The sequence below is a fragment of the Pseudomonas fluorescens genome (assembly GCF_002022275.1).
Classification (GTDB): domain Bacteria; phylum Pseudomonadota; class Gammaproteobacteria; order Pseudomonadales; family Pseudomonadaceae; genus Aquipseudomonas; species Aquipseudomonas fluorescens_AJ.
Map to the genome: position 1 here is coordinate 182,204 of NZ_MSDF01000014.1, position 24,937 is coordinate 207,140.

The 24,937-nt window shown below is 60.8% G+C and carries 22 protein-coding genes and 1 riboswitch; of the genes, 13 read left to right on the forward strand and 9 right to left on the reverse strand.

What is annotated here, in order from left to right; all coding sequences use genetic code 11:
• Positions 1–139: 139 nt before the first annotated feature.
• Entirely contained in the window at positions 140–2,137 is a 1,998-nt protein-coding gene (gene tkt / locus BFW87_RS09000) for a transketolase (protein ID WP_078739518.1), read from the reverse strand.
• Positions 2,138–2,396: 259 nt separating this feature from the next.
• On the opposite strand from tkt, the gene BFW87_RS09005 reads away from it, so the two are divergent.
• The 5 genes from BFW87_RS09005 to BFW87_RS09025 all read left to right on the forward strand — a co-directional run bounded on the left by BFW87_RS09005 (position 2,397) and on the right by BFW87_RS09025 (position 7,392).
• Positions 2,397–3,392, forward strand: coding sequence for an ArsR/SmtB family transcription factor (locus BFW87_RS09005; protein ID WP_078739519.1), 996 nt, complete (start codon positions 2,397–2,399; stop codon positions 3,390–3,392).
• A gap of 19 nt (positions 3,393–3,411) precedes the next feature.
• On the forward strand, positions 3,412–4,602 hold the full coding sequence (gene metK, locus BFW87_RS09010; RefSeq protein WP_078739520.1) for a methionine adenosyltransferase: 1,191 nt from the start codon (positions 3,412–3,414) through the stop codon (positions 4,600–4,602).
• A gap of 212 nt (positions 4,603–4,814) precedes the next feature.
• Positions 4,815–5,165, forward strand: coding sequence for a hypothetical protein (locus tag BFW87_RS09015; protein ID WP_078739521.1), 351 nt, complete (start codon positions 4,815–4,817; stop codon positions 5,163–5,165).
• Positions 5,166–5,260: 95 nt separating this feature from the next.
• Positions 5,261–6,925, forward strand: coding sequence for an NAD-dependent DNA ligase LigB (ligB, locus tag BFW87_RS09020; protein ID WP_078739522.1), 1,665 nt, complete (start codon positions 5,261–5,263; stop codon positions 6,923–6,925).
• A 71-nt stretch (positions 6,926–6,996) separates the two neighbouring features.
• Positions 6,997–7,392 (forward strand): DUF1090 domain-containing protein, encoded by a 396-nt coding sequence (locus tag BFW87_RS09025; protein WP_078739523.1) that lies wholly within the window; start codon positions 6,997–6,999, stop codon positions 7,390–7,392.
• 6 nt (positions 7,393–7,398) lie between these two features.
• Here BFW87_RS09025 and BFW87_RS09030 read toward each other — a convergent pair whose 3' ends face one another.
• Positions 7,399–7,848 carry a c-type cytochrome gene (locus tag BFW87_RS09030; protein WP_078739524.1) on the reverse strand — a complete coding sequence of 150 codons (450 nt, stop codon included), beginning with the start codon at positions 7,846–7,848 and terminating at the stop codon, positions 7,399–7,401.
• Between the two features lie 129 nt (positions 7,849–7,977).
• Here BFW87_RS09030 and mltA point away from each other — a divergent pair, with 129 nt between their 5' ends.
• The gene (gene mltA, locus BFW87_RS09035) at positions 7,978–9,162 is read left to right on the forward strand and encodes a murein transglycosylase A (protein ID WP_078739525.1); all 1,185 of its coding nucleotides are present in this window, start codon (positions 7,978–7,980) and stop codon (positions 9,160–9,162) included.
• 135 nt (positions 9,163–9,297) lie between these two features.
• Here the strand turns inward: mltA and BFW87_RS09040 are convergent, their stop codons facing one another.
• The gene (locus BFW87_RS09040; protein WP_078739526.1) at positions 9,298–9,684 is read right to left on the reverse strand and encodes an MAPEG family protein; all 387 of its coding nucleotides are present in this window, start codon (positions 9,682–9,684) and stop codon (positions 9,298–9,300) included.
• Between the two features lie 194 nt (positions 9,685–9,878).
• Between BFW87_RS09040 and BFW87_RS09045 the strand changes: the two genes are divergently transcribed.
• A complete protein-coding gene (locus BFW87_RS09045; RefSeq protein WP_078739527.1) occupies positions 9,879–11,138 on the forward strand; it encodes a cation:proton antiporter in 1,260 nt (419 codons plus the stop codon).
• Here the strand turns inward: BFW87_RS09045 and BFW87_RS09050 are convergent.
• From BFW87_RS09050 to BFW87_RS09060, 3 genes are all read right to left on the reverse strand, one after another.
• On the reverse strand, positions 11,132–12,019 hold the full coding sequence (locus BFW87_RS09050; protein WP_078739528.1) for a formate/nitrite transporter family protein: 888 nt from the start codon (positions 12,017–12,019) through the stop codon (positions 11,132–11,134). The genes BFW87_RS09045 and BFW87_RS09050 overlap by 7 nt on opposite strands.
• A gap of 68 nt (positions 12,020–12,087) precedes the next feature.
• Positions 12,088–13,998, reverse strand: a complete 1,911-nt coding sequence (locus tag BFW87_RS09055) for a patatin-like phospholipase family protein (protein ID WP_078739529.1) — start codon at positions 13,996–13,998, stop codon at positions 12,088–12,090.
• A gap of 99 nt (positions 13,999–14,097) precedes the next feature.
• Entirely contained in the window at positions 14,098–14,490 is a 393-nt protein-coding gene (locus BFW87_RS09060) for an acyl-CoA thioesterase (RefSeq protein WP_016977737.1), read from the reverse strand.
• 198 nt (positions 14,491–14,688) lie between these two features.
• Positions 14,689–14,795: riboswitch (S-adenosyl-L-homocysteine riboswitch) on the forward strand.
• Between the two features lie 21 nt (positions 14,796–14,816).
• On the opposite strand from BFW87_RS09060, the gene ahcY reads away from it, so the two are divergent.
• The 4 genes from ahcY to BFW87_RS09080 all read left to right on the forward strand — a co-directional run bounded on the left by ahcY (position 14,817) and on the right by BFW87_RS09080 (position 20,273).
• Positions 14,817–16,226 carry an adenosylhomocysteinase gene (gene ahcY, locus BFW87_RS09065; protein WP_078739530.1) on the forward strand — a complete coding sequence of 470 codons (1,410 nt, stop codon included), beginning with the start codon at positions 14,817–14,819 and terminating at the stop codon, positions 16,224–16,226.
• A 166-nt stretch (positions 16,227–16,392) separates the two neighbouring features.
• Entirely contained in the window at positions 16,393–17,238 is an 846-nt protein-coding gene (gene metF, locus BFW87_RS09070) for a methylenetetrahydrofolate reductase [NAD(P)H] (RefSeq protein WP_078739531.1), read from the forward strand.
• Positions 17,239–17,355: 117 nt separating this feature from the next.
• Positions 17,356–18,147: a substrate-binding periplasmic protein gene (locus BFW87_RS09075; protein WP_078739532.1), complete on the forward strand. Its 792-nt coding sequence runs from the start codon at positions 17,356–17,358 to the stop codon at positions 18,145–18,147.
• Between the two features lie 221 nt (positions 18,148–18,368).
• Positions 18,369–20,273, forward strand: coding sequence for a DEAD/DEAH box helicase (locus BFW87_RS09080; RefSeq protein WP_078739533.1), 1,905 nt, complete (start codon positions 18,369–18,371; stop codon positions 20,271–20,273).
• 235 nt (positions 20,274–20,508) lie between these two features.
• Here the strand turns inward: BFW87_RS09080 and BFW87_RS09085 are convergent, their stop codons facing one another.
• Complete coding sequence (locus tag BFW87_RS09085; RefSeq protein ID WP_078739534.1) at positions 20,509–21,087, reverse strand: YceI family protein; 579 nt, start codon at positions 21,085–21,087, stop codon at positions 20,509–20,511.
• Positions 21,088–21,119: 32 nt separating this feature from the next.
• Positions 21,120–21,671 carry a cytochrome b gene (locus BFW87_RS09090; protein WP_078739535.1) on the reverse strand — a complete coding sequence of 184 codons (552 nt, stop codon included), beginning with the start codon at positions 21,669–21,671 and terminating at the stop codon, positions 21,120–21,122.
• A 274-nt stretch (positions 21,672–21,945) separates the two neighbouring features.
• Here BFW87_RS09090 and BFW87_RS09095 point away from each other — a divergent pair, with 274 nt between their 5' ends.
• Complete coding sequence (locus tag BFW87_RS09095; protein ID WP_078739536.1) at positions 21,946–23,352, forward strand: adenosylmethionine--8-amino-7-oxononanoate transaminase; 1,407 nt, start codon at positions 21,946–21,948, stop codon at positions 23,350–23,352.
• An 86-nt stretch (positions 23,353–23,438) separates the two neighbouring features.
• A complete protein-coding gene (locus BFW87_RS09100) occupies positions 23,439–24,158 on the forward strand; it encodes a 16S rRNA (uracil(1498)-N(3))-methyltransferase (RefSeq protein ID WP_078739537.1) in 720 nt (239 codons plus the stop codon).
• A gap of 117 nt (positions 24,159–24,275) precedes the next feature.
• Here BFW87_RS09100 and trhA read toward each other — a convergent pair whose 3' ends face one another.
• The gene (gene trhA, locus BFW87_RS09105; RefSeq protein WP_078739538.1) at positions 24,276–24,893 is read right to left on the reverse strand and encodes a PAQR family membrane homeostasis protein TrhA; all 618 of its coding nucleotides are present in this window, start codon (positions 24,891–24,893) and stop codon (positions 24,276–24,278) included.
• Between the last annotated feature and the right edge of the window lie 44 nt (positions 24,894–24,937).

The window sequence follows — 24,937 nt, forward strand, 5'->3', positions numbered from 1 at the left end:
GTAAAGGGGTGGCTGTCAGATCGCTTTCGCGAGCAAGCCCGCTCCCACATTTTGACCGCATTCTCATGCTGGAACTCGGTCAAGTGTGGGAGCGGGCTTGCTCGCGAAGAGGCCAGTCCAGCCACCCCAATTTACAGCCTTAGTCTTCCAGCAGCTCTTCAGCCTGACCCAGGATGTTTTCCAGGGTGAAGCCGAACTCTTCGAACAACGCTGGCGCCGGCGCCGACTCACCGTAGGTGGTCATGCCGATCACGCGGCCTTCCAGGCCCACGTACTTGTACCAGTAGTCGGCGTGAGCCGCTTCGATGGCGATACGCGCGCTGACCTGCAACGGCAGCACCGATTGCTTGTAGCCGGCGTCCTGGGCTTCGAACACGCTGGTGCAAGGGATCGACACCACACGGACCTTGCGGCCTTGCTCGGTCAGTTTGTCGTACGCCTGAACGGTCAGGCCCACTTCGGAACCGGTGGAGATCAGGATCAGTTCCGGCTCGCCGTCGCAGTCCTTCAGCACATAACCGCCACGCGCAATGTTGGCGATTTGCGCGTCGGTACGCACTTGGTGCTGCAGGTTCTGACGCGAGAAGATCAGCGCCGAAGGGCCGTCCTTGCGCTCGATGGCGTGTTTCCAGGCCACCGCCGATTCGACGGCGTCGGATGGGCGCCAGGTGTCCAGGTTCGGCGTGGTGCGCAGGCTGGTCAGTTGCTCGACCGGCTGGTGCGTCGGGCCGTCTTCGCCGAGGCCGATGGAGTCGTGGGTGTACACATGGATCACACGCTTCTTCATCAGCGCCGCCATACGTACCGCGTTACGTGCGTATTCCATGAACATCAGGAAGGTCGCGCCGTAAGGCACCAGGCCGCCGTGCAGCGACACGCCGTTCATGATGGCGCTCATGCCGAACTCGCGCACACCGTAGTACATGTAGTTGCCGCTGGCGTCTTCCGCCGACACACCTTTGCAACCTTTCCACAGGGTCAGGTTGGAACCGGCCAGGTCAGCCGAACCGCCGAGAATTTCCGGCAGCAGCGGGCCGAACGCATTCAGGGCGTTCTGGCTGGCTTTACGGCTGGCGATGGTTTCGCCTTTGGCCGCGACTTCAGCGATGTAGGCAGCGGACTTCTCGGCGAAGTCGGCAGGCAGGTCACCGGCCAGGCGACGTACCAGCTCGTTGGCCAGCTCAGGGAATTGCGCGGAGTACGCAGCAAAACGCTGGTCCCACTCGGCTTCGGCGGCCAGGCCTTTTTCCTTGGCGTTCCACTCGGCGTAGATGTCGGCCGGGATGTCGAACGGGCCGTGGTTCCACTTCAGCGCTTCGCGGGTCAGGGCGATTTCCGCGTCACCCAGTGGGGCGCCGTGGCAGTCTTCTTTGCCTTGCTTGTTCGGCGAGCCGAAACCGATGGTGGTTTTGCAGCAGATCAGGGTCGGCTGCTCGCTTTTGCGCGCGGTTTCGATGGCGGTCTTGATTTCTTCCGGGTCGTGACCGTCGACGTTGCGGATCACTTGCCAGTTGTAGGCTTCGAAACGCTTCGGGGTGTCGTCGGTGAACCAGCCTTCGACTTCGCCGTCGATGGAGATGCCGTTGTCATCGTAGAAGGCAATCAGCTTGCCCAGGCCCAGGGTACCGGCCAGGGACGACACTTCGTGGGAAATGCCTTCCATCATGCAGCCATCACCCAGGAACACGTAGGTGTGGTGGTCGACAACGTTGTGGCCAGGACGGTTGAACTGCGCCGCCAGGACTTTTTCAGCCAGCGCGAAGCCCACGGCGTTGGCAAGGCCTTGGCCCAGGGGACCGGTGGTGGTCTCGACGCCCGGGGTGTAGCCGAATTCCGGGTGGCCCGGGGTGCGGCTGTGCAGCTGGCGGAAGCTCTTGAGGTCATCAATGGTGACGTCGTAGCCGGTCAGGTGCAGCAGCGAGTAGATCAGCATCGAGCCGTGGCCGTTGGACAGCACGAAGCGGTCACGGTCAGCAAACGACGGGTTGCTCGGGTTGTGTTTCAGGTAGTCACGCCAAAGTACCTCGGCGATATCCGCCATGCCCATCGGGGCACCGGGATGGCCGCTGTTGGCTTTTTGCACGGCATCCATGCTGAGGGCACGAATGGCGTTGGCACGCTCACGACGGCTGGGCATCGCTGATCTCCTGGAGGTTGAATAAAAGAAACGGAAAAAAGGACCGGCATTTTCCCTCAGCCACCGCCTGCGGGCAATGACAGATAGTCACTTGAGGGTGTTTTTCCTGCCGTTTGCCCAGCAATCCCCTGCAGAAAGGGCCGACCGGTTCGTCTAAAGGTTATAGCGGCGGCTTATAACCGCCACTTATCGATCAATATCAAAACTTTTTGATATTGGCCTTGCAGGGATTTCCCCCCGTCTCTAGACTGCTGGCCTTATGAACTTACCCGTGCCCTCCCTGCGTCCCGATGACGGCGATGAACTGGCAGCCTTGTGCAAGGCCGCTGGCGATCCGTTGCGTTTGAACGTGTTGCGCGCACTGGCCAACGACTCCTTTGGCGTACTGGAACTGGCGCAGATCTTCGCCATCGGCCAGTCCGGCATGAGCCACCACTTGAAGGTACTGGCACAGGCAGACCTGGTGGCCACCCGCCGCGAAGGCAATGCGATTTTTTACCGCCGCGCCCTGCCCCACACCGAGCTGCTCGGCGGCAAGTTGCACGCTGCCCTGCTTGAAGAAGTGGACAGCCTGAGCCTGCCGAGTGACGTGCAATCGCGCATCGCACAGGTTCACGGGCAACGCGCTGCCGCCAGCCAGGACTTTTTCTCACGGGTCGCAGAGAAGTTTCGCGCCCAACAGGACCTGATTGCGGGCCTGGCCCAATACCGCGAAAGCGTACTGGCGCTGCTGGACAAGCTGAGCTTCAGTGATGAGGCGACCGCGCTGGAAGTCGGCCCCGGCGACGGCGGTTTTCTGCCGGAACTGGCGCGCCGCTTTCAGCAGGTCACGGCACTCGACAACAGCCCGGCGATGCTTGAACTGGCGCGCCAGCTGTGTGAGCGCGAAGCGCTGGGCAATGTCAGCCTGCAGTTGGCCGACGCCCTGAATGACACCAGCCTGCGGGCCGATTGCGTGGTGCTGAACATGGTCTTGCACCATTTCGCCGCCCCCGCCGACGCCCTCAAGCAAATGGCCGGGTTGCTGCACCCCGGCGGTAGCCTGCTGGTTACGGATTTATGCAGCCACAACCAGAATTGGGCCAAGGAGGCCTGCGGTGATCTCTGGTTGGGTTTTGAACAGGACGATCTGGCCCGTTGGGCCACCGCTGCGGGACTCGTTCCCGGGGAAAGCCTCTATGTAGGTTTACGTAATGGTTTCCAGATTCAGGTCCGCCATTTTCAGCGACCGGCTGGCGACACTCACCATCGGTAAATATCAGGAAAACATCGAGATGAGCGAATACTCCCTTTTCACCTCCGAGTCCGTGTCTGAAGGGCATCCGGACAAAATCGCCGACCAGATTTCTGACGCGGTGCTGGACGCCATCATTGCTGAAGACAAGTTCGCCCGTGTGGCGTGCGAGACTCTGGTGAAAACGGGCGTGGCGATCATCGCCGGTGAAGTCACCACATCCGCCTGGGTGGACCTTGAGCAGATCGTTCGTGATGTGATCACCGACATCGGCTACACCAGCTCCGACGTGGGCTTTGACGGCGCGACGTGCGCGGTGATGAACATCATCGGCAAGCAGTCCCCGGACATCAACCAGGGTGTGGACCGCGCCAAACCTGAAGACCAGGGCGCCGGCGACCAGGGCCTGATGTTTGGCTACGCCAGCAACGAAACCGAAGTGCTGATGCCGGCGCCGATCACCTTCTCCCACCAGTTGGTGAAGCGCCAGGCCGAAGCCCGTAAATCCGGCCTGCTGCCGTGGCTGCGCCCGGACGCCAAGTCCCAGGTAACCTGCCGTTACGAAGGCGGCAAAGTCGTCGGTATCGACGCCGTGGTGTTGTCGACCCAGCACAACCCGGACGTGTCCTACAACGACCTGCGCGAAGGCGTGATGGAGCTGATCGTCAAGCACGTGCTGCCTGCCGAACTGCTGACCAAAGACACCCAGTTCCACATCAACCCGACCGGCCAGTTCATCATCGGTGGCCCGGTAGGCGATTGCGGCCTGACCGGTCGCAAGATCATCGTCGACAGCTACGGCGGCATGGCCCGTCACGGCGGTGGCGCGTTCTCGGGTAAAGACCCGTCCAAGGTTGACCGCTCGGCCGCCTACGCCGGTCGTTACGTGGCCAAGAACATCGTCGCAGCCGGCCTGGCCGAGCGCTGCGAGATTCAGGTTTCCTACGCTATCGGCGTGGCCCAGCCTACGTCGATCTCGCTGAATACCTTCGGCACCGGCAAGATCAGCGATGACAAGATCGTCAAGCTGGTGCGTGAGATCTTCGACCTGCGCCCGTACGCCATCACCACCATGCTCGACCTGCTGCACCCGATGTACCAGGAAACCGCAGCCTACGGCCACTTCGGTCGTACCCCTGCGCAGAAGACTGTCGGCGACGACACTTTCACCACGTTCACCTGGGAAAAAACCGACCGCGCCAACGACCTGCGCACCGCCGCCGGCCTGTAAACGCTCACGGTACACACAGCCCCGCCAGGTTCGCCTGGCGGGGCTTTTTTATGCCCCATGGACGTGTTTTCGGTTTTTTTGGATCCAAACCTTGCAGGCCAAATAGTGGCCCTCTAGAATCCGCGCCCTCTCGGGCCCTTACCTATTTGGATATTGCCCTGCGCCAGCCCGGGATAGACATGTGCGCAGGCAATCGAACAGTGAGGTTTTTCATGCGCATTTCCACGCTCGCCCCTGCCGCCCTTTTGCTCAGCCTGTTTGCCCTGCCGGCTCACGCTGCCGACCTGAGCGCACTGGGTGGCGCCCTGACGTCTCAATTGGGCGGCGGCAATTCCGGCGACTGCCAGCAACAAGCCAAAGACCTGCAAACAAAGATCAACGCGGCCAACGCCAAGAACGATCTGTTGAAAGTGAAGGCGTATGAAGCCGCACTGGAGCAGGTCAACAAAGGTTGCAACAAAATCGCCGAGTCCCAGGCCAAGGTGGACGCCAGCCAGCAAAAGCAGCAGGCCAAGGCGCAAAACAACGACGCAGTGAAAGCCTTGGGTGGCCTGTTCAAGTAAGCAGAAACACCCGGTAAAAAGCCCCGCCCCGCCGGGGCTTTTTTGTGGCCGCATGGATCACTTAGGCTGAGCACCCTTTCCGAGCAAGGATGCTCATGATGCGTTTACTGATTGCTCTTTTATTCAGCGCCCTGCCTCTTCTGGCCTGGGCTGAAGGCTGCCCGGAAGAAGACCGGTCTCAGGTTTCCAGCCTGGCCGGGCAGATCAAACAGTGGGATGACAGCTACCACCGGCTCGGCCAATCGCCCGTCAGTGACGAACTCTACGACCAGGCCCGCCAGCGCCTAGCCCGCTGGCGCGAATGCTTTGCGCAGGCGGCGCCCCAGGCTGACAAGCCATTGGCGAGTTCACGCGGCACGCAGCCTCATCCCGTGGCGCATACCGGCCTGGATAAACTGCTGGATGAATCGGCCGTTGCCGACTGGCTTGGCACACGGCACGACGTATGGATTCAACCCAAGGTCGACGGCGTTGCGGTGACCCTGGTCTATCGCCAGGGCCTCTTGAGCCAGGTCATCAGCCGGGGCGACGGCCTGCTCGGCCAGGATTGGTCAGCCGCTGCACGCAAGATTCCCGGCATCGTCCAGCAACTGCCGGCCCCCATCGACCTGACGCTGCAAGGCGAACTCTATTGGCGCCTCCACGAGCAGGTGCAGTCCGCAACCGGCGGGCTGAATGCCCGCAGCAAAGTTGCCGGGTTGATGAACCGTCTGGAGTTAAGCGACGTTGAGGCGGCCGGGATCGGTTTGTTCGTCTGGGCCTGGCCCGACGGTCCGGCCGACTTCGCCGAACAACTGGCCACCCTCGCCCGCTTGGGTTTCACCGACAGCCAACGCTACAGCCAACCCATCCAGAACATCGCCGACGCCGCGCACTGGCGTACTTACTGGTACAACCACGCCCTGCCTTTCGCCAGTGATGGCGTGGTGTTGCACCAGGCCCTGCGCGCACCCGCCAAGCGCTGGCAAGCCAGCACACCTTACTGGGCCGTCGCCTGGAAGTACCCGGCCGCCAAGGCACTGGCCCTGGTGCGCAAGGTGAATTTCAAGATTGGCCGTACCGGGCGCATCACCCCCATTCTGGAGCTGGAACCGGTGCGCCTGGACGATCGTCAGATCAGCCGCGTCAGCGTCGGCTCGCTGAAACGCTGGCAGACGCTGGATATACGCCCGGGCGATCAGGTGTCCATCAGCCTGGCCGGCCAGGTAATTCCCCGGCTCGACCAGGTGATTCTGCGCAACGCCACACGGGTTGAGGTGCAAGCACCCGATGCCCGGGCCTATCACGCCCTCAGTTGCTGGCAGTTGGACCCGGGCTGTGAGGAGCAATTACTGTCGCGCCTGACGTGGCTCAGTGGAAATCAGGGCCTGGCCCTGCCGCATATGGGCCGCGAGACCTGGAACGTATTGATCCAGGCCGGTCTGATCGCAGGCTTTCTCGATTGGTTAACCCTGGATGCGGCAGAGCTTGCTAACATTGAAGGCTTCGGCGACCGCAGCCGTGCGCGGGTGCTCGACAGCCTTCAGAGCGCGCGGCAACGGCCCTTTGCACAATGGCTCAAGGCCCTGGGCGTGCCGCCTGCGGCCCGTAACAACCTGGAAGGCGACTGGCAGACGCTGGCCTCCAAAGACACCCAAGCCTGGCTGGCCACTGACGGCATCGGCCCGGGTCGCGCAGCGCAACTGAGCGCTTTTTTTCGCGACCCACACGTACAGGCATTGGCTGAAACATTACGCGTGGCGGGAGTAGACGGGTTTTAATCCCGGCCCGATCACCTTTAAACCATCGGCAGAAGTCACCCTGCCTTTCGATTGCGACACTGGAGCTCTACATGAAATTTCTCGCCCCACTTGCTTTGCTGACCGTCGCAAGCTTCATGTCCACGCCGTTGCTGGCGGCCGAAGAAGCCCCTCAACTCACCGGCTGCGCCGCCAAACGCCAAGCCATCAACACTCAGATCGAACAGGCCAAGGCCCACGGCAACAGTGAGCAACAAGCTGGCCTGGAAAAAGCCCTGAGTGAAGTCACCGCCAACTGCACCGATGCGTCCTTGCGCAAAGAGCGCGAAAACAAGGTGCTGGATGCCAAGCATGAAGTCAGCCGCCGTCAGGCAGACCTCGACAAGGCGATGAAAAAAGGCGACGCGGACAAGATCAACAAGCGCAAAGACAAGCTCGCACAATCGCGCAAAGAGTTGCAGGACGCTGTCGAACAACTCGACGAGTAAAACCGGTCAGTGGTCGCGAAATTGTTTATGGCAGGCGGTGCAGGCATCTTCGACTTTCTGCACGGCTGGCCCCAGGTTGCTGGCCTTGTAAGGCTGGACCTGGCTTGCGATCACCAATTCACCGGTGGCCGCTTCGAGGTTTCGCGCCAGTTCCTGAAAGCGTGCCTGTTGCTGCCACACCGCGTCTTTGGCGCTGGTGTGGTCTTCTTCGCGAACGCTCGGAAAGTGTTTCCAGGGCTCATGGGACAACGCGTCAAGCTTGACCGCGCCCTCGGCGAACCGGGCGCCATCGAAAGGAATGCGCCCACGCAGCATGCCCCCCAGGTCTTCGCCGGTCTTGAGCATTTGCTTGAAGATCGCCTTGCGCTGACCCAGGGGCGAATTCGGATCGACGCCGCCGCAGGCGGACAGTGTCAGGCAGGCCAGCAATACTACGGTCAGTCGTTTAACAGTCATGTCGGCTTCAGGGTCACGGGAAACGGCGGCCAGTATCCTCGCCCCGCCCGCAAAGACCAATAGCCCTATTAATAATAAGGGTTGCCCGAGCGCGTGAACACGCGGGCAATCGCTTCAGGAATTATTTGTATGAATGTCACGTTGAAACCCTGGAGCCGCCGCCTGGCGTGGGCTCTACCCATGATCGCGCTGCTGGCCGGCTGCGATGGCGGCAAGGACACCGGCAAAGATGAAACTGTAAAACCCCATGCGGTTGCCACTTATGTAAGTGCTCCATGGGAAGCCCTGCCAGCCGTCTCCGACAGCGACTTGCTGGCGGGTTTTGAATCCTGGCGCAGCGCCTGCCAACGCCTCAAGGCCGACCCCGTCTGGGGCGCAACCTGCGCAGCAGCGGCCGCAGTACCGGGCAATGCCGTGGCGGTGCGCGGCTTCCTCAAAGAGCGCCTGGATGTGTTTGGCCTGCGCTCGGCCGACAACACGCCGAACGGCTTGATCACCGGCTACTACGAACCGGTCTACCCCGGCAGCCTGACCGAAACCGCCACCGCCCACGTGCCGGTGTATGGCGTGCCGGATGACCTGATCATCGTCAACCTGGAAAGCATCTACCCCGAACTCAAGGGCAAGCGCCTGCGGGGTCGCCTGGAAGGCCGCGTGCTCAAGCCTTATGACGATGCGAGCACCATCAACGGTCAAGGCTCCAGCGCCAAGCCGATTGCCTGGCTGACCGACCCGATGGACCTGCAGTTTCTGCAAATCCAGGGCTCAGGCCGCATTCAACTGGCGGGCGGTCGCCAATTGCGCATCGGTTATGGCGACCAGAATGGCTACCCCTATCGTCCTATCGGCCGTTGGCTGGTGGAGCAAGGCGCATTGAAGAAAGAAGACGTGACCATGGGCGCCATCAGCGCCTGGGCCAAGGCCAACCCGCAACGCATTCCTGAACTGCTGGCGAGTAACCCGAGCTACGTATTCTTCAGCGCCCGCCCGGACAGCAACGAAGGCCCACGCGGTTCGCTGAACGTGCCGCTGACCGCCGGCTACAGCGTGGCGGTGGACCGCAAAGTGATTCCGCTGGGCAGCCTGTTGTGGTTGTCGACGAGCAAGCCGGATGGCTCGCCGATCACTAGACCTGTTGCCGCACAGGACACTGGCGGCGCGATCACCGGTGAAGTGCGTGCGGACTTGTTCTGGGGCACCGGCCAGGCGGCCGGGGAACTGGCGGGGAACATGAAGCAGCAGGGGCAGATCTGGATGTTGTGGCCAAAAGGTGCGGCGTTGCCGCACGTGCCGGATGCACCTGCCGGAACCTGACACCCTGATCGTTCCCACGCTCCGCGTGGGAATGCATACCGTGACGCTCCGCGTCACAAGCGGACGCAGAGCGTCCAGGGCGGCATTCCCACGCAGAGCGTGGGAACGATCTTGACAGAGGTTCTGCGTCAACCGTCAGATCGACACAAAAAAGAAGCTCGCAATCAGCGCCATGCCCACCGCCCACACCAGCGAGCGAAACATCGCCCAGTCCGCCAGGTAGCAAATGATGTACAGCAGGCGACTGGTGATAAACAGCACCGCCAGCACATTGATGGTCACCAGCGAAGCCGTACCGGCGAGATGCGCAATGATCACCGCCGCCGCAAACGCTGGCGTCACTTCAAAGCTGTTGAGTTGCGCGTTGTGCGCGCGCTTGGCGACGCCTTCGACGGTATCGAGGAACGCCCGCGGGTCGTGGTTGTGCCGTGGCCCGAACTTGCCGCCGCTGAACTTGGCCACCCCTGTGCACAAATAAGGCAGGAAAATTGCGATCAATACACACCAGAAAGCGACCGTCATCACTGATTCCTTTTGTCGTTTTAGTCAGAAGTTAGAGTTTTAGCACTAATAGCGTCACGCCGCACTCACCCGCTATGAGCGACTGCATACAGAAAGGTTCTATCAGGCTTTTGCGTAAACCTTGCAACATCAGGCCGCTATTGCGGTCCATCCCCCCATATTGACCGTTTCACCCCAACTTCCAAGGACCCCGGATGCTTGAACTTGTCGCCGCCTTCATTTGCCTTACCACCCTGCTCACCTATGTGAACTACCGTTTCATCGGCCTGCCGCCGACCATCGGCGTGATGGTCACCGCCCTGCTGTTTTCGCTGATCCTGCAAGGCCTGAGCTTTATCGGCTACCCGGGCCTGGAGGAGCGCATCCAGCAACTGATCGGCCAGATCGACTTCGGCGACTTGCTGATGAACTGGATGCTCTCGTTCCTGCTGTTCGCCGGCGCCTTGCACGTCAACCTCAGCGACCTGCGCAGTTATCGCTGGCCCATCGGTTTGCTGGCGACCTTCGGCGTATTGATCGCCACCGTGGTGATCGGCAGCCTGGCGTACTACATCTTTGCCTTGTTTGGCTGGCACGTGAGCTTCCTCTACTGCCTGCTGTTCGGTGCGCTGATTTCGCCCACTGACCCGATCGCCGTACTCGGTGTGCTGCGAACCGCCAATGCCTCGAAACCGTTGAAAACCACCATCGTCGGTGAATCGCTGTTCAACGACGGCACCGCCGTGGTGGTGTTTACCGTGTTGCTCGGCATCGCACAGCTGGGCGAGACGCCGACGGTAGGCGCTACCGCGATGCTGTTCGTTCACGAGGCAGTGGGCGGCGTGGTGTTCGGCGGCCTGATCGGCTACCTGGTGTACCTGATGATCAAGAGCATCGAGCAGCATCAGATTGAAGTAATGCTGACCCTGGCGCTGGTGATCGGCGGCTCGGCGATGGCCACCGAACTTCACGTTTCGGCACCGATTGCGATGGTGGTCGCCGGTTTGATCATCGGCAATCTGGGCCGCAAGCTGGCGATGAACGACATGACACGGCGCTACCTGGACGGTTTCTGGGAGTTGCTCGACGACATGCTCAACGCCCTGCTGTTTGCGCTGATCGGCATGGAGCTGCTGCTGTTGCCGTTCAACTGGCTGCACGTGTTTGCCGCCAGCTTGCTGGCCGTGGCGATCCTGCTGTCACGCCTGCTCACGGTGGCCCCCGCGATTCTGCTGCTGCGCCGCTGGCGCACGGTGCCGCGTGGCACTATCCGTATCCTCACCTGGGGCGGGTTGCGCGGCGGTGTGTCGGTAGCATTGGCGCTGGCCCTGCCGCTGGGCCCGGAGCGCGACTTGCTACTGAGCATCACCTACATCGTGGTGCTGTCGTCGATCCTGTTGCAGGGGTTGAGCATCGGCAAGCTGGTCAAGCGCGTGACCCGGGACGAGCCCCAGGCCACGCCGGAGCATCACTGACCCTTGTCTATCTGCTGCGGATGCCTCGGGTCCGCAGCCTTTTTCCCTGGCAGGCTGCTTTCACTGCGAATCTGCGCGTGGCTGATCAGCGCGAAGATAAAACTGCCGCCAATGATATTGCCCGCCAGGGTCGGCCCGGCGAACACCATCCAGAAGTCCCTCCACGGCAATTCGCCAGCAAACACCAGGTAGGACACTTCCGCCGAGCCGACGACGATATGGGTGAAGTCTCCCAGCGCCATCAGGTAGGTGATCAGGATGATGATGAACATCTTGGCGCTTTCCATGGACGGGATCATCCACACCATCGTGGCGATCATCCAGCCGGAAATAATGCCCTTGGCGAACATCTGACCGGGGTCGTTTTCCATGACCTTGCGACCGATTTCAAGAAAGGCCAGATCGGTCTTCGTATCAAAGATCGGCAAGTGCAGCATCACATAGGCCACCAGCAAGGTGCCGCACAGGTTGCCCACCAATACCACCGTCCACAGCCGCAACAGCCGCCCGGCATTGGCCAGCGTCGGTTTGCTCATCACCGGCAACACGGCGGTCAGGGTGTTTTCGGTGAACAGTTGCTGGCGCGCCAGGATCACCGCGAGAAACCCCGCGCAGTAGCCGAAGCTGGCGATCACCTTGAACCCTTCGCCATCGGGCAAGCGTGAGTTGAGCAAACCCATGCCCATCAGCGACAGGCCCATGGTCAGCCCGGCAGCCAGCGCCGACCACCACAGCGCCGCCACATTGCGCTCCAGCTCCTGGTCGCCCTGGGTGCGGATGATTTCATGGAGCACAGCCGCGCGGGGCGGCTGGTTTTTGTCCACGTCCTGTTGTTCTTCCTGCGACAGGTTGGGGGTTTTGCCGTCTGCTTGAGTGGCCATGATGTACCAGAGTCCGAGGGGTGCCTGTAGCTACGACACGCCGCGACGATGGCTGTTCAGTGGCCCGTTCACTTAACCCGCATGCGCCAGGCTTTCGCTCTGCTCACCACGGTGGAGGGCGACAGGTTTTCCGACGCTTTGCTGCGCGCTGCGTAGCGTTCAACCAGCTCGTCAAGCACCCGGTTAACCGCCTCGGCCGTGGTCGCCCGGCCCAGATCACGCTCTGCACGTCGCAGCAACTCGACATTTGAGTCGGGCTGGCCCGGTTGAAACAACGCGGGGTAAATCACATCCCGAATGAAATTGAAGGCGACAACCGCAACATTCCGCCTCTGCATTTCATCCACCGCACCGAGCAGTACCCGCGACACCGTATCGCGTGGAAGCTTGGCGGCGACCTGCAACAGTTGCTGGAAGTTGGCGCTATCTGGCGCGTTAAGCTGCTTGGCCAGCCACTGCGCATACGCCGGATGAGTGATAAGGGCATCCAGATTACGCAGTGCAGACGCCAGGCGCGGCGTGATTTCCAGGCGGTCACTGGTCTGGTTCGCTTCGGTTATCGCCTGATTGACCTGCGCCAGCAGCTCTTTGGCCTCTCGCCTGAAACGCAGCACATCACGCGAGGCGTCATCCTCAGCCAATGTGCCTTCGACACTGGCGAACAGCTCATCGTCCATCGCCAACACGGCATACTCGATGGAATCAAACCTATGCGCTTCGCGAGCTTGGGACCGCTGCTGCAGATGCCCGCTCACGGCTTTATGCGCGTTGTCTTGCAGGTCTTTTTTGGCGGCGTCCGGCAGGGCGAAATTGACAGTCCCGCTGAAAAACCCGCTGTAGTCACCCTGCTCCGTCTTCAGGGGCATCTGCACCGTCTGATCGGCATAGACTTTTTTCAGCCTTGCCTGGTTCAGTTGTTCATTCGCGGCGAAGTTCACGCCCAGCGCCGAGTCTGCGGCGGCACTGCCATAGCCGCCGCGGGACTGAAGCGGCATGGTTTCGAATGTCAGAATGAGTTGCTCAGTGCGGCTCAGCGGGCTATCCGGGAACTGGCGCTGGTAAAGGCCATCAACCGGCGTGTTGAGCATCAGGCCGCCGTCCTGGAAAGCGGTGGTCTCGCCGCTGGCCTGAAACCCGTGCCCTTGTTCAACGGGCGCCTTGAACACCACCGGTAAGGACGCAGAAATATGCGCAGCCCGCGCAATATCCATATCCGGGGTCAGGCTGGCATTGAAGACCACCAATTGTGAGCGCCCCTCAAACGTACCGGTACCGGTGATATTGAGTGCCTTGATGGTCGGAATATGTCGGCTCAACACCTGCAAATCCATAAATGTCACTGCGCCACCGGCATTGAGCTTGTCAGCGATGGCTTTCACCTCGGGCAGGCTCGCCTTGGAGGGCGCTTCGCCAATACGCGCGAGCACTGTGGCGCGTGACTGGCTCCTGACCAACTCTTCCAACCGCTCCGCCTCGGTTCCCAAGCGCGGAAGAACCGTGAGCGCTGTCTGGATTTTTTCGCTGAACTTGCCAAACCACTTACCGGCGGTTGAACTGATCTCTTGAAGCTTGCGCACTATCGGATTGTTACTGTTCATCAGCGCGGACAGGTCAAGGCTGTTCGACAGCTCAGTGAACTCATCCGCTGTCATGCCGCTGGCCAGGAGTGCGGCCGAGATAGCGCCCGCCGACGATCCGGAAACACTCTGAATCCCCGTCAACGCGTTGTTTTCCTCCAAGGCCTTGACGGCCCCCGGGTAGGCAACCCCCTTGGCGCCGCCGCCGCTGAGTACCAACTGCGTAACTGGTGGCGGCGACAACGTCAGATCGATCCGGCCTCTATCGTCACGGTTGAGGGTGACCTTGCGCTCACCGGCTTCGTGCAGCAGAAGCGTTTTCGCAGCTTCTTGCTGGACGGGGCGCTGCGTCGGCGTATCACCAATCGAAGGCCGGGAAATGACCGGGCTGGAAATACTCATACAAAGGCACTCTCATCAGGATGTAGTCCTGAGTGACGAGAGGGCCTGGGAAGGATCCGCGCAGAATGATTTGGTTACGCAAATCAAACCGCGACAGCGTTACTCATCCTGAAACTGGTCTTTCACGTATTTGATTTCGGTACGGCCATGGGGCGCGGGCAAGCCGTCTTCACCCAGGTTGACGAAGACCATTTTTTCCACGGTCAGAATGCTTTTGCGGGTGATCTTGTTGCGCACTTCACAGGTCAGGGTGATGGAGGTGCGGCCGAACTCGGTGGCGGTGATGCCCAGCTCGATGATGTCGCCCTGGCGCGAGGCGCTGACGAAGTTGATTTCGGAGATGTACTTGGTTACTACACGCTGGTTGCCCAACTGGACAATCGCGTAGATGGCCGCTTCTTCGTCGATCCAGCGCAGCAGGCTGCCACCGAACAGGGTGCCATTGGGGTTGAGGTCTTCGGGTTTTACCCATTTGCGGGTGTGGAAGTTCATGGTCACTCCAAAGCGTCTTGCGAAATGATGGGAGACATCATGGCAGAGCCCGGGCGCAAGCTCTATGAGCCATTGCCTATCACGCCCATGAGCGATCTTCATCCGGCCGACAGAAAGGCTTGGGAAGTGCCGCGTACACGGCTATAATCGCCACCGTTTCAAAACGGTCATCTCCCATTGATACCGTTCTCCCGCCACCTGTCCGAGGGGCGCTGCAGCAGGTTCAACCTGTCAGGCTCGGATGGGGCGTTGTCCGGCCTGGTGTATTCGGCCTGATACTAAACGCACAACGGCGCCCATTCGCACACTACGAATGGAGGCTCTTCATGAGCGCTGTCAACACGCCTGCTGGTTTTACCGACTACAAAGTCGCCGACATGTCCCTCGCTGCCTGGGGCCGTCGCGAAACCTTCATCGCCGAATCCGAAATGCCTGCCCTTATGGGTCTGCGCCGCAAATACGCCGGTGAGCAGCCGCTCAAGGGCGCGAAAATCCTCGGCTGCATCCACATGACCATCCAGACTGCCGTGCTGATCGAAACCCTGGTTGCCCTGGGTGCCGAAGTGCGTTGGTCGTCCTGCAACATTTTCTCGACTCAAGACCAGGCCGCTGCTGCTATCGCCGCCGCCGGTATCGCGGTTTACGCCTGGAAAGGCGAGACCGAAGAAGAGTACGAGTGGTGCCTGGAGCAAACCATCCTGAAAGATGGCGCGCCATGGGATGCCAACATGATCCTCGACGACGGCGGCGACCTGACCGAGCTGCTGCACAAGAAATACCCGCAGATTCTGGACCGCGTCCACGGCGTGACCGAAGAAACCACCACGGGCGTGCACCGCCTGCTGGACATGCTGGCCAAGGGCGAGCTGAAAATCCCGGCCATCAACGTCAACGACTCGGTGACCAAGAGCAAGAACGACAACAAGTACGGCTGCCGTCACAGCCTGAACGATGCCATCAAGCGCGGTACCGACCACCTGCTGTCGGGCAAGCAAGCCCTGGTGATCGGCTACGGTGACGTGGGCAAGGGTTCGTCCCAGTCCCTGCGTCAGGAAGGCATGATCGTTAAAGTTTCCGAAGTTGACCCGATCTGCGCCATGCAAGCCTGCATGGACGGCTTTGAACTGGTTTCGCCGTTCATCGACGGTATCAACGACGGCACCGAAGCCAGCATCGACAAAGCCCTGCTGGGCAAGATCGACCTGATCGTGACCACCACCGGCAACGTGAATGTTTGCGACGCAAACATGCTCAAAGCCCTGAAAAAGCGCGCTGTTGTCTGCAACATCGGCCACTTTGACAACGAAATCGACACTGCTTTCATGCGCAAGAACTGGGCATGGGAAGAAGTGAAGCCACAGGTACACAAGGTTCACCGTACCGGCGCTGGCGATTTCGACCCACAGAACGACGACTACCTGATCCTGCTGGCTGAAGGCCGCTTGGTTAACCTGGGTAACGCCACTGGCCACCCAAGCCGCATCATGGATGGCTCGTTCGCCAACCAGGTACTGGCGCAGATCTTCCTGTTCGAACAGAAATACGCCGACCTGTCGCCCGCTCAGAAAGCCGAGCGCCTGACCGTGGAAGTACTGCCGAAGAAACTCGACGAAGAAGTGGCCCTGGAAATGGTCCGCGGCTTCGGCGGCGTGGTGACTCAACTGACCAAGACCCAGGCCGACTACATCGGCGTGACCGTTGAAGGTCCGTTCAAGCCGCACGCTTACCGCTACTAAGCAGCCCTGTAGGCGCCAGCTTTAAGGTGGGAGCTGGCTTGCCTGCGATAGCATCACCTCGGTATACCTGAAATACCGAGGTGCCTGCATCGCGGGCAAGCCCGGCTCCCACAAAAGCCAGGCGCCCACATGCCTCACAGGCTTTCGAGTTCCCAAGGGTATTACCATGTCCCAAGACCGTCGCTACAGCTTCGAGTTCTTCCCGACCAAGACCGATGCTGGGCATGAAAAACTGATGGCCACTGCCACGCAGTTGGCCAGCTACAACCCCGACTTCTTCTCCTGCACCTACGGCGCCGGCGGCTCGACCCGTGACCGCACGATCAACACCGTGCTGCAGCTGGAAAGCCAGGTCAAAGTGCCTGCCGCTCCGCACTTGTCGTGTGTGGGTGACAGCAAGGCCGACTTGCGCAGCCTGCTGACCCAATACAAAGGCGCCGGTATCAAGCGCATCGTCGCCCTGCGTGGCGACCTGCCGTCCGGCATGGGCATGGCCAGCGGTGAGCTGCGCTACGCCAATGACCTGGTGAGCTTCATCCGCGAAGAAAGCGGCGATCACTTCCACATCGAAGTGGCGGCTTACCCGGAGATGCACCCCCAGGCGCGCAACTTCGAAGACGATTTGCAGAACTTCGTGCGCAAGGCCAACGCTGGCGCCAATAGCGCGATCACCCAGTACTTCTTCAACGCCGACAGCTATTTCTACTTCGTCGAGCGTGTACGGGCGATGGGCGTGAACATTCCGATCGTGCCGGGCATCATGCCGATCACCAACTACAGCAAGCTGGCGCGCTTTTCCGACGCCTGCGGTGCTGAAATCCCACGCTGGGTGCGCAAGCAACTGGAAGCCTATGGCGACGACGTCAAAAGCATCCAGTCATTCGGCGAGCAGGTCATCAGCGAAATGTGCGAGCGCCTGCTGCAAGGCGGCGCGCCAGGGTTGCACTTCTACACCCTGAACCAGGCTGAGCCGAGCCTGGCTATCTGGAACAATCTCAAGCTGCCACGCTGAGGTTTTCCCGCCAGTGCCCAGGCCCTCGTCTCGACGAGGGCCTTTTTGTTCCGCCCCTGCCCGCCAATGCGCATGCCAGAGCTTCTCTTTAAGGCAAGGCCGTCGTAATCTCAGGGCATGCCCGTCATTCTCAAGTTGTTGACCGCCGTGCTTTTTACTCTCCTGAGCCTCAGTGCTTTCGGCGAGAAACTGCGCATTGTCACTGAGCCTTGGGCGCCTTATGTGTACGAAGACAAAGGCACCATGCGCGGGCTGGATTATGAAACCACGGTGATTGTGTTTCAGCGCTTGGGTGTTGAAGTCGAATGGCAATTCCTGCCCTGGAAACGCTGCCTGGCGATGCTCGACCAAGGCCATGCCGATGGCGCACTGGATATTTTCCACAGCCACGACCGCGACACCCTGTTGCTGTACCCCAGCGAACCGCTGTCAGACGTTGAATTTGCGCTGTTCTACGCCAACGAACGCCCGCATCCGGTCGAGACGCTCGACGACCTGCGCGGCCTGACTGTCGGCACGTCGCCAGGTTACCTGTACGGCGAAGCGTTCAGCGAATCCAGCCTGTTCAACCGCGAGCCGGCGCCCAGCCATGAGGCGAACTTCGGCAAATTGGCGCTGGGGCGCATCGACCTGGTGATCACCGATCGCCGAGTCGGCCAGCATGTCATCAAGGCCCTGGGCCTGGAAGGCAAGATCAGCCAGGCGCCGTTGGTGGTCAGCCGCCAGCAGCAATTTCTCGCCGTGCGCCGTGGCGCCGGCATGGACCTGCTGGTGCAGCGCTTTGCCGCCGAGCTCAAACGCTTCAAACAGGAACCGGCGTACGCTGTCTTGAGTGCCAAATATGGTGGAATCCAGGCCATTACCGCGTCAGAACACACCGTTGAGCAGCAGGAAAGCGGCGCGCCGTGATTGCTCTGTTATACTCCGGCCTTTCCGCCAGGCTTACGCCCGGCCGCTGAGGTCTTGAAAAAGGCACCCAACCCAGCTACTGCGCAGCTTTCAGCCCGCGCGAGCCGGTGGAGTGCCCGCCAGACGCAGCAGGACCGGACGGGATTTCGCTCCCCTAAGCGCCATTCACGCCCGGCAAGATTATCCCTTTGGGCCAAGCCCTAACTAAAACAGGATTACTCATGTCCTTTGCTTCCCTCGGTCTCTCCGAGGCTTTAGTCCGCGCCATCGAGGCAGCGGGCTATACCGAGCCTACTCCGGTGCAACAGCGGGCCATTCCCGCCGTGTTGCAAGGTCGCGACCTGATGGTTGCGGCTCAGACAGGTACTGGTAAAACCGGCGGCTTCGCCCTCCCGATTCTGGAGCGGTTGTTTCCCAATGGTCACCCGGACAAATCCCAGCGTCACGGCCCGCGCCAACCGCGCGTACTGGTCCTGACCCCTACCCGCGAACTCGCCGCCCAGGTGCACGACAGCTTCAAGCTGTATGCCCGCGACCTGAAGTTCGTCAGCGCCTGCATCTTCGGCGGCGTCGGCATGAACCCACAGGTTCAGGCCATGTCCCGTGGTGTGGACGTGCTGGTAGCCTGCCCGGGTCGTTTGCTCGACCTGTGCGGCCAAGGCAGCGTCGACTTGTCCCACGTGGAAATCCTCGTGCTGGACGAAGCCGACCGCATGCTCGACATGGGCTTTGTCCATGACGTGAAAAAGGTCCTCGCCCGCCTGCCGGCCAAACGTCAGAACCTGCTGTTCTCGGCAACGTTCTCTCAAGACATCACCGCCCTGGCCGGCAAGCTGCTGCACAACCCGGAACGCATCGAAGTCACGCCGCCGAACACCACGGTCGAGCGTATCGAACAACGCGTCTTCCGCCTGGCCGCCAGCCACAAGCGCTCGCTGCTGGCCCACCTGATCACCGCAGGCGCCTGGGAACAGGTGCTGGTGTTCACCCGCACCAAGCACGGCGCCAACCGTCTGGCCGAGTACCTGGACAAGCACGGCCTCACCGCCGTCGCCATCCACGGCAACAAGAGCCAGAACGCGCGCACCAAAGCCCTGGCCGACTTCAAGGCCGGCTCCGTGCGCATCCTGGTTGCTACCGATATCGCCGCCCGCGGCCTGGATATCGACCAGTTGCCACACGTAGTCAACTTCGAGCTGCCAAACGTCGACGAAGACTATGTGCACCGTATCGGCCGTACCGGCCGTGCCGGTCGTTCGGGTGAGGCCATCTCCCTGGTTGCACCGGACGAAGAAAAACTGCTGAAAAGCATCGAGCGCATGACCAAGCAGAAAATCGCCGACGGCGACCTGATGGGCTTCGATGCCAGTTCCGTGGAGGCTGAAAAGCCTGAAGCGCGCGAGCGTCCGGACGTGCGTAACCCACGCAACCCACGCGGTCCGAAGGGCGATGGCCCGAATGGCGGCGGTGGTGGCGGTGGTCGTCGCGACAAGGGCAAAGACAAGGGCGGCAAAGAAAAAGCGCCTGCCAACAGCGGCCGTGGCGAACGCCCGGCCCGCGAGCAGAAGCCCCGTGAAGGCACCCCGGCCCGCGAACAGCGCCAGCCGAGCCAGCCACCACGTGCCGCCGCCGACCGCGCGCCGGACGAGTTCCTTGACGACGACGTGGATAACTTCGGTAACCGCGTTGACTACGTGCCACAGGCCAAACCGGCCCAGGGCCGTGGTCGTCGTCCGGGTGCTCCGGCACAAGGCGCAGGTGCCGGTACTGGCAGCGGCGCCCCACGTGGCGGCCAGCCACAGGGCGGCCGTCAGAACGGCCCGCGCAACAGCAGCGGCGGCACCACCGGTACGCCGCCTGCCAAGCGCAGCGGCCCGCGTAACGGCGCACCGCGTGACGGTCAGGCACGTCGTGAAGACTCGCGCAACAGCAACAACCGTCGTCCGGCCCGTGACGACCAGCCTCGTTCGTCCGAGCCCGCCGTGCAGAACCCGCGCGGTGGCCCGGCGCCGAAGATCATCCACAAGGAGTCGAAAGCGGATCGCTTCCCGACACCCGAGCAGTTGGACCAACTGCCAGGCCGTCCTCGTGGTGAGAAACCGGCGTTGCTGACCCGCAACCGCTAGTTTCAACGCGGTATAAAAAAGCCCCGCATCGAAAGATGCGGGGCTTTTTTTTCGATTGAGCAAAATCAAATGGGCTTTTCTGTGGGAGCTGGCTTGCCTGCGATAGCGGTGCATCAGTGAAATATGCTTCAACTGACACACCGCTATCGCAGGCAAGCCAGCTCCCACATTTGACCGCGTTCCAGGCACAAAAAAACCGGATCTCTCGATCCGGTTTTTTTGTGCTCGGCGAAAATTACTTCGCTTTGACACCTTCCAGCGAGATGTCCAGGTCGACAGTCTGGGAAGTCGGGCCTGGGCCTTTGATGCCGAAGTCGTTCAGTTGCAGCGTGGTGGTGGCGTTGAAGCCAGCACGTTCGCCGCCCCATGGATCTTTACCTTCGCCGTTGAACGTGGCCTTGAAGGTCACAGGCTTGGTCACGCCGTGGAAGGTCAGGTCGCCGGTCACGTCAGCGGTTTTTGCGCCGGTGGATTTAACCGAAGTGGACACGAACTTGGCATCGGCAAACTTGCCAACGTCCAGGAAATCTTTACTGGCGATGTGCTTGTCGCGCTCTGCGTGGTTGGACCACAGGCTGGCGGTTTTCACGTCGACGGCGATTTTGCTGTCTTCAGGCTTGGCCGAATCCCAGCTGAAAGTACCGTCCCAGTCCTTGAAGGTGCCGTGGACGTAGCTGTAGCCCAGGTGGCTGATTTTCCAGTCGATGAAGGCGTGCTGGCCTTCCTTGTCGATCTTGTAGTCAGCGGCCATCGCGGTGCCTGCGGACAGCAGGGCGGAACCGATGGCCAGAGCGGCGAGAGTCTTTTTCAACATGCTTTCTATTCCTTGTGAGTCGAGGTTGAACATCAGGCTTTGCGCCCCAGCATTCGCGTCAGGGTCGCGTCACGATCGATAAAGTGGTGTTTCAACGCAGCCACGCCGTGCAAACCGGCGAAAACTACCAACACCCAGGCGAGGTACAAATGCACCAGGCCGGCGTTGTCTGCCTGATCCGGTAGCCCGGAAATCACGGCAGGAATCTCAAACAGGCCAAACACCGAAATACCGACACCGTCTGCGGTGGAAATCAGGTACCCGGCAATCATCACGGCAAACAGCGCCAGATAAAGGAACGCGTGGCCAAATGCAGCGCCGATACGGGTCAGACGACTGTAGCTGGCCAGCGGTGGCGGCGGCGGGCTGACCAGGCGCCAGACAATGCGCACCAGCATCAGGGCGAACAGCGTAATGCCGATGCTTCTGTGCAAGTCCGGCGCGTCTTTGCGCCAGGCGTCGTAGTAGTCGAGACCGACCATCCACAGGCCCAGCGCGAACAAACCAAACACCACCAGGGCAACGCCCCAGTGCAACACCATGCTGACCCAACCATAGCGGGCCTTTGAATTACGTAGCTGCATGTCCCAAATCCCGTAAGAGCTGTGCCCAAGACTAGCGAATTATCTATCGAGTTAAAGCTGAAAATTTTGCTTTGAAATATCGAGAAATACGATCTTGAGAGTATGCACAGTACGTTAACAATCGATTAAGGACTATTCCCAAGAAACGTGACAGATCGTCCTGCGTTTACTGCCAATTCACGCTTAATGGGTTGTGACGCAGCCATCCATTGCATAGGCTTGCGCGATTGTTACGCCTGCGCCAGCTGCAGGACCGCTTCGAGGAGATAACACGATGGGCCTGAACAACGAGTGGATGCAACGCGACCTCGCGGTGCTGTGGCATCCCTGCACCCAGATGAAAGACCACCAGCAACTGCCGCTGATCCCGATCAAACGCGGTGAAGGCGTGTGGCTGGAAGACTTCGAAGGCAAGCGCTACCTCGACGCTGTCAGTTCCTGGTGGGTCAACGTGTTCGGCCACGCCAATCCGCGCATCAATCAGCGCATCAAGGATCAGGTCGACCAGTTGGAGCACGTGATTCTTGCCGGTTTCAGCCACCAGCCGGTGATCGAGCTGTCCGAGCGTCTGGTCAAGATGACGCCGGAGGGCCTGACCCGCTGCTTCTACGCCGATAACGGCTCATCGTGCATCGAAGTTGCGCTGAAAATGAGCTTTCACTACTGGCTCAACCGTGGTCTTCCGAATAAAAAACGTTTCGTCACCCTGACCAACAGCTACCACGGCGAAACCATCGCCGCGATGTCGGTGGGCGATGTGCCGCTGTTTACCGAGACTTACAAAGCGCTGCTGCTCGACACCATTAAAGTACCGAGCCCGGACTGCTACCTGCGCCCCGACGGCATGAGCTGGGAAGAACACTCGCGCAACATGTTCCTGGCCATGGAACAGACCCTGGCCGACAACCATTCCACCGTCGCCGCCGTGATCGTCGAGCCGTTGATCCAGGGCGCCGGCGGCATGCGCATGTACCACCCGGTGTACCTCAAACTGCTGCGCGAAGCCTGCGACCGTTATGGCGTGCACCTGATCCACGACGAAATTGCCGTAGGTTTTGGCCGCACCGGCAGCATGTTTGCGTGCGAACAAGCCGGCATCCGCCCGGACTTCCTGTGCCTGTCCAAGGCGCTGACCGGCGGCTACCTGCCGCTGGCCGCCGTGGTCACCACCGATGACGTGTACGACGCCTTCTACGACGACTACCCGACCCTGCGCGCCTTCCTGCATTCCCACAGCTACACCGGCAACCCGCTGGCGTGCGCGGCCGCCCTGGCGACCCTGGATATTTTCGAAGAAGACAACGTCATCGAAAACAACAAGGCCCTGGCGCAGCGCATGGCGACCGCCACCGCGCACCTGGTCGACCACCCGCACGTGTCGGAAGTGCGCCAGACCGGCATGGTATTGGCAATCGAGATGGTGCAGGACAAGGCCACAAAAACCGCCTACCCGTGGCAGGAACGCCGTGGTTTGAAGGTGTTCGAACACGCCCTCGAACGCGGCGCGCTGTTGCGGCCGTTGGGCAGCGTGGTGTATTTCCTGCCGCCGTATGTGATTACGCCGGAACAGATCGACTTCCTGGCTGAAGTGGCCAGTGAAGGGATCGATATCGCCACCAACAGCAAGGTCAGCGTGGCAGTACCGGAAAACTTCCACCCGGATTTCCGCGATCCAGGCTAAACACATGATCGTTCCCACGCTCTGCGTGGGAATGCAGCCCAAGACGCTCCGCGGCCACTGTGCACACCAATTTCCAGAGAACAGAAATGAGACTGTCCCGCTTTTTCACCGACACCCCGCTGAGCATTGGCGACCATGAACTGCCCGAAGCCCAGGCGCATTACATCAGCCGTGTGTTGCGCATGACCGAAGGCGACGCCGTGCAACTGTTCGACGGTTCCGGCCAGGAATTTCTGGGCAGCCTGCTGGAAGTCGGCAAGAAGCGCGTCACCGTGCAACTCACAGAAAGCTTTGCCGGGCAGGCCGAATCACCGCTGCACATCCACCTCGGCCAGGGCCTGTCCCGGGGCGAGCGCATGGATTGGGCGATTCAGAAAGCCACCGAACTGGGGGTCAACGCGATCACGCCGATTTTCACCGACCGCTGCGAAGTGCGCCTCAAGGACGAACGCGCCGACAAACGCCTGCTGCACTGGCGCCAGGTGGCGATCAGCGCGTGCGAGCAATGCGGCCGCTCCACGGTGCCGGTGATTCACCCGCCGCTGCTGCTGGCCGACTGGCTCAAGCAAACCGAAGCGCAGTTGAAGCTGGTGCTGCACCCGGTTGCCGAACCGATGATCAGCCACACCAAGCCGTCGAGCCTGGCCTTCCTGATCGGGCCTGAAGGCGGGCTGACTGACGGTGAGGTCCAAACTGCCCAAACGGCTGGCTACCACGCCGCCCGCCTCGGCCCGCGCGTGCTGCGCACCGAGACGGCGCCCGTAGTGGCGCTGGCCGTCGCCCAACAGCTCTGGGGCGATTTCTAAACCCGACCTTTGCAAACCGGATCAAAAATGTGGGAGCTGGCTTGCCTGCGATAGCATCACCTCGGTGTAACGGATAGACCGAGTCGCCTGCATCGCAGGCAAGCCAGCTCCCACAGGTCAGAGCACGTAATGCATGATCGCCACAAAATGCAGCAAGCTGCCGCCGATCACAAACAAGTGCCAGATCCCATGGGAATGCCGCAGGCGGTCCTCCAGGGCGAAAAAGATAATGCCCACGGTGTACAACACCCCGCCCGACGCCAGCCACACAAACCCCGCCGTGCCCAGCGCGGCGAGCAGCGGCTTGACCGCCACCAGCACGATCCAGCCCATCACCGCGTAGATCACAATCGACAAAATCCGAGCTTCGGAACGCGGCTTGATCTCCTGCAGAATGCCGATGACCGCCAGCCCCCACACGACGCCGAACAGCGACCAGCCCCAAGGCCCGCGCAGCGTCACCAGGCAAAACGGCGTGTAGCTGCCGGCAATCAACAGGTAGATCGAAAAGTGATCAACCTTCTGCATGATCTCTTTTCGCCGCCCGCGCACGCTGTGGTACACGGTTGACGCGCTGTACAGCACCATCAACGTAAAACCATAAATAGCGACGCTGACGATCTTCCAGGGGCTGCCGTCCAGGCTCGCCACCACCAACATCCACACAGCGCCGATACAGGCCGCAACCGCCCCGAGCAAATGGCTCCAGGCGTTGAATCGTTCCCCGTGATACATGTGTCACTCACCTCGAATAACCGTTATCACCTTGAGCATTCTGA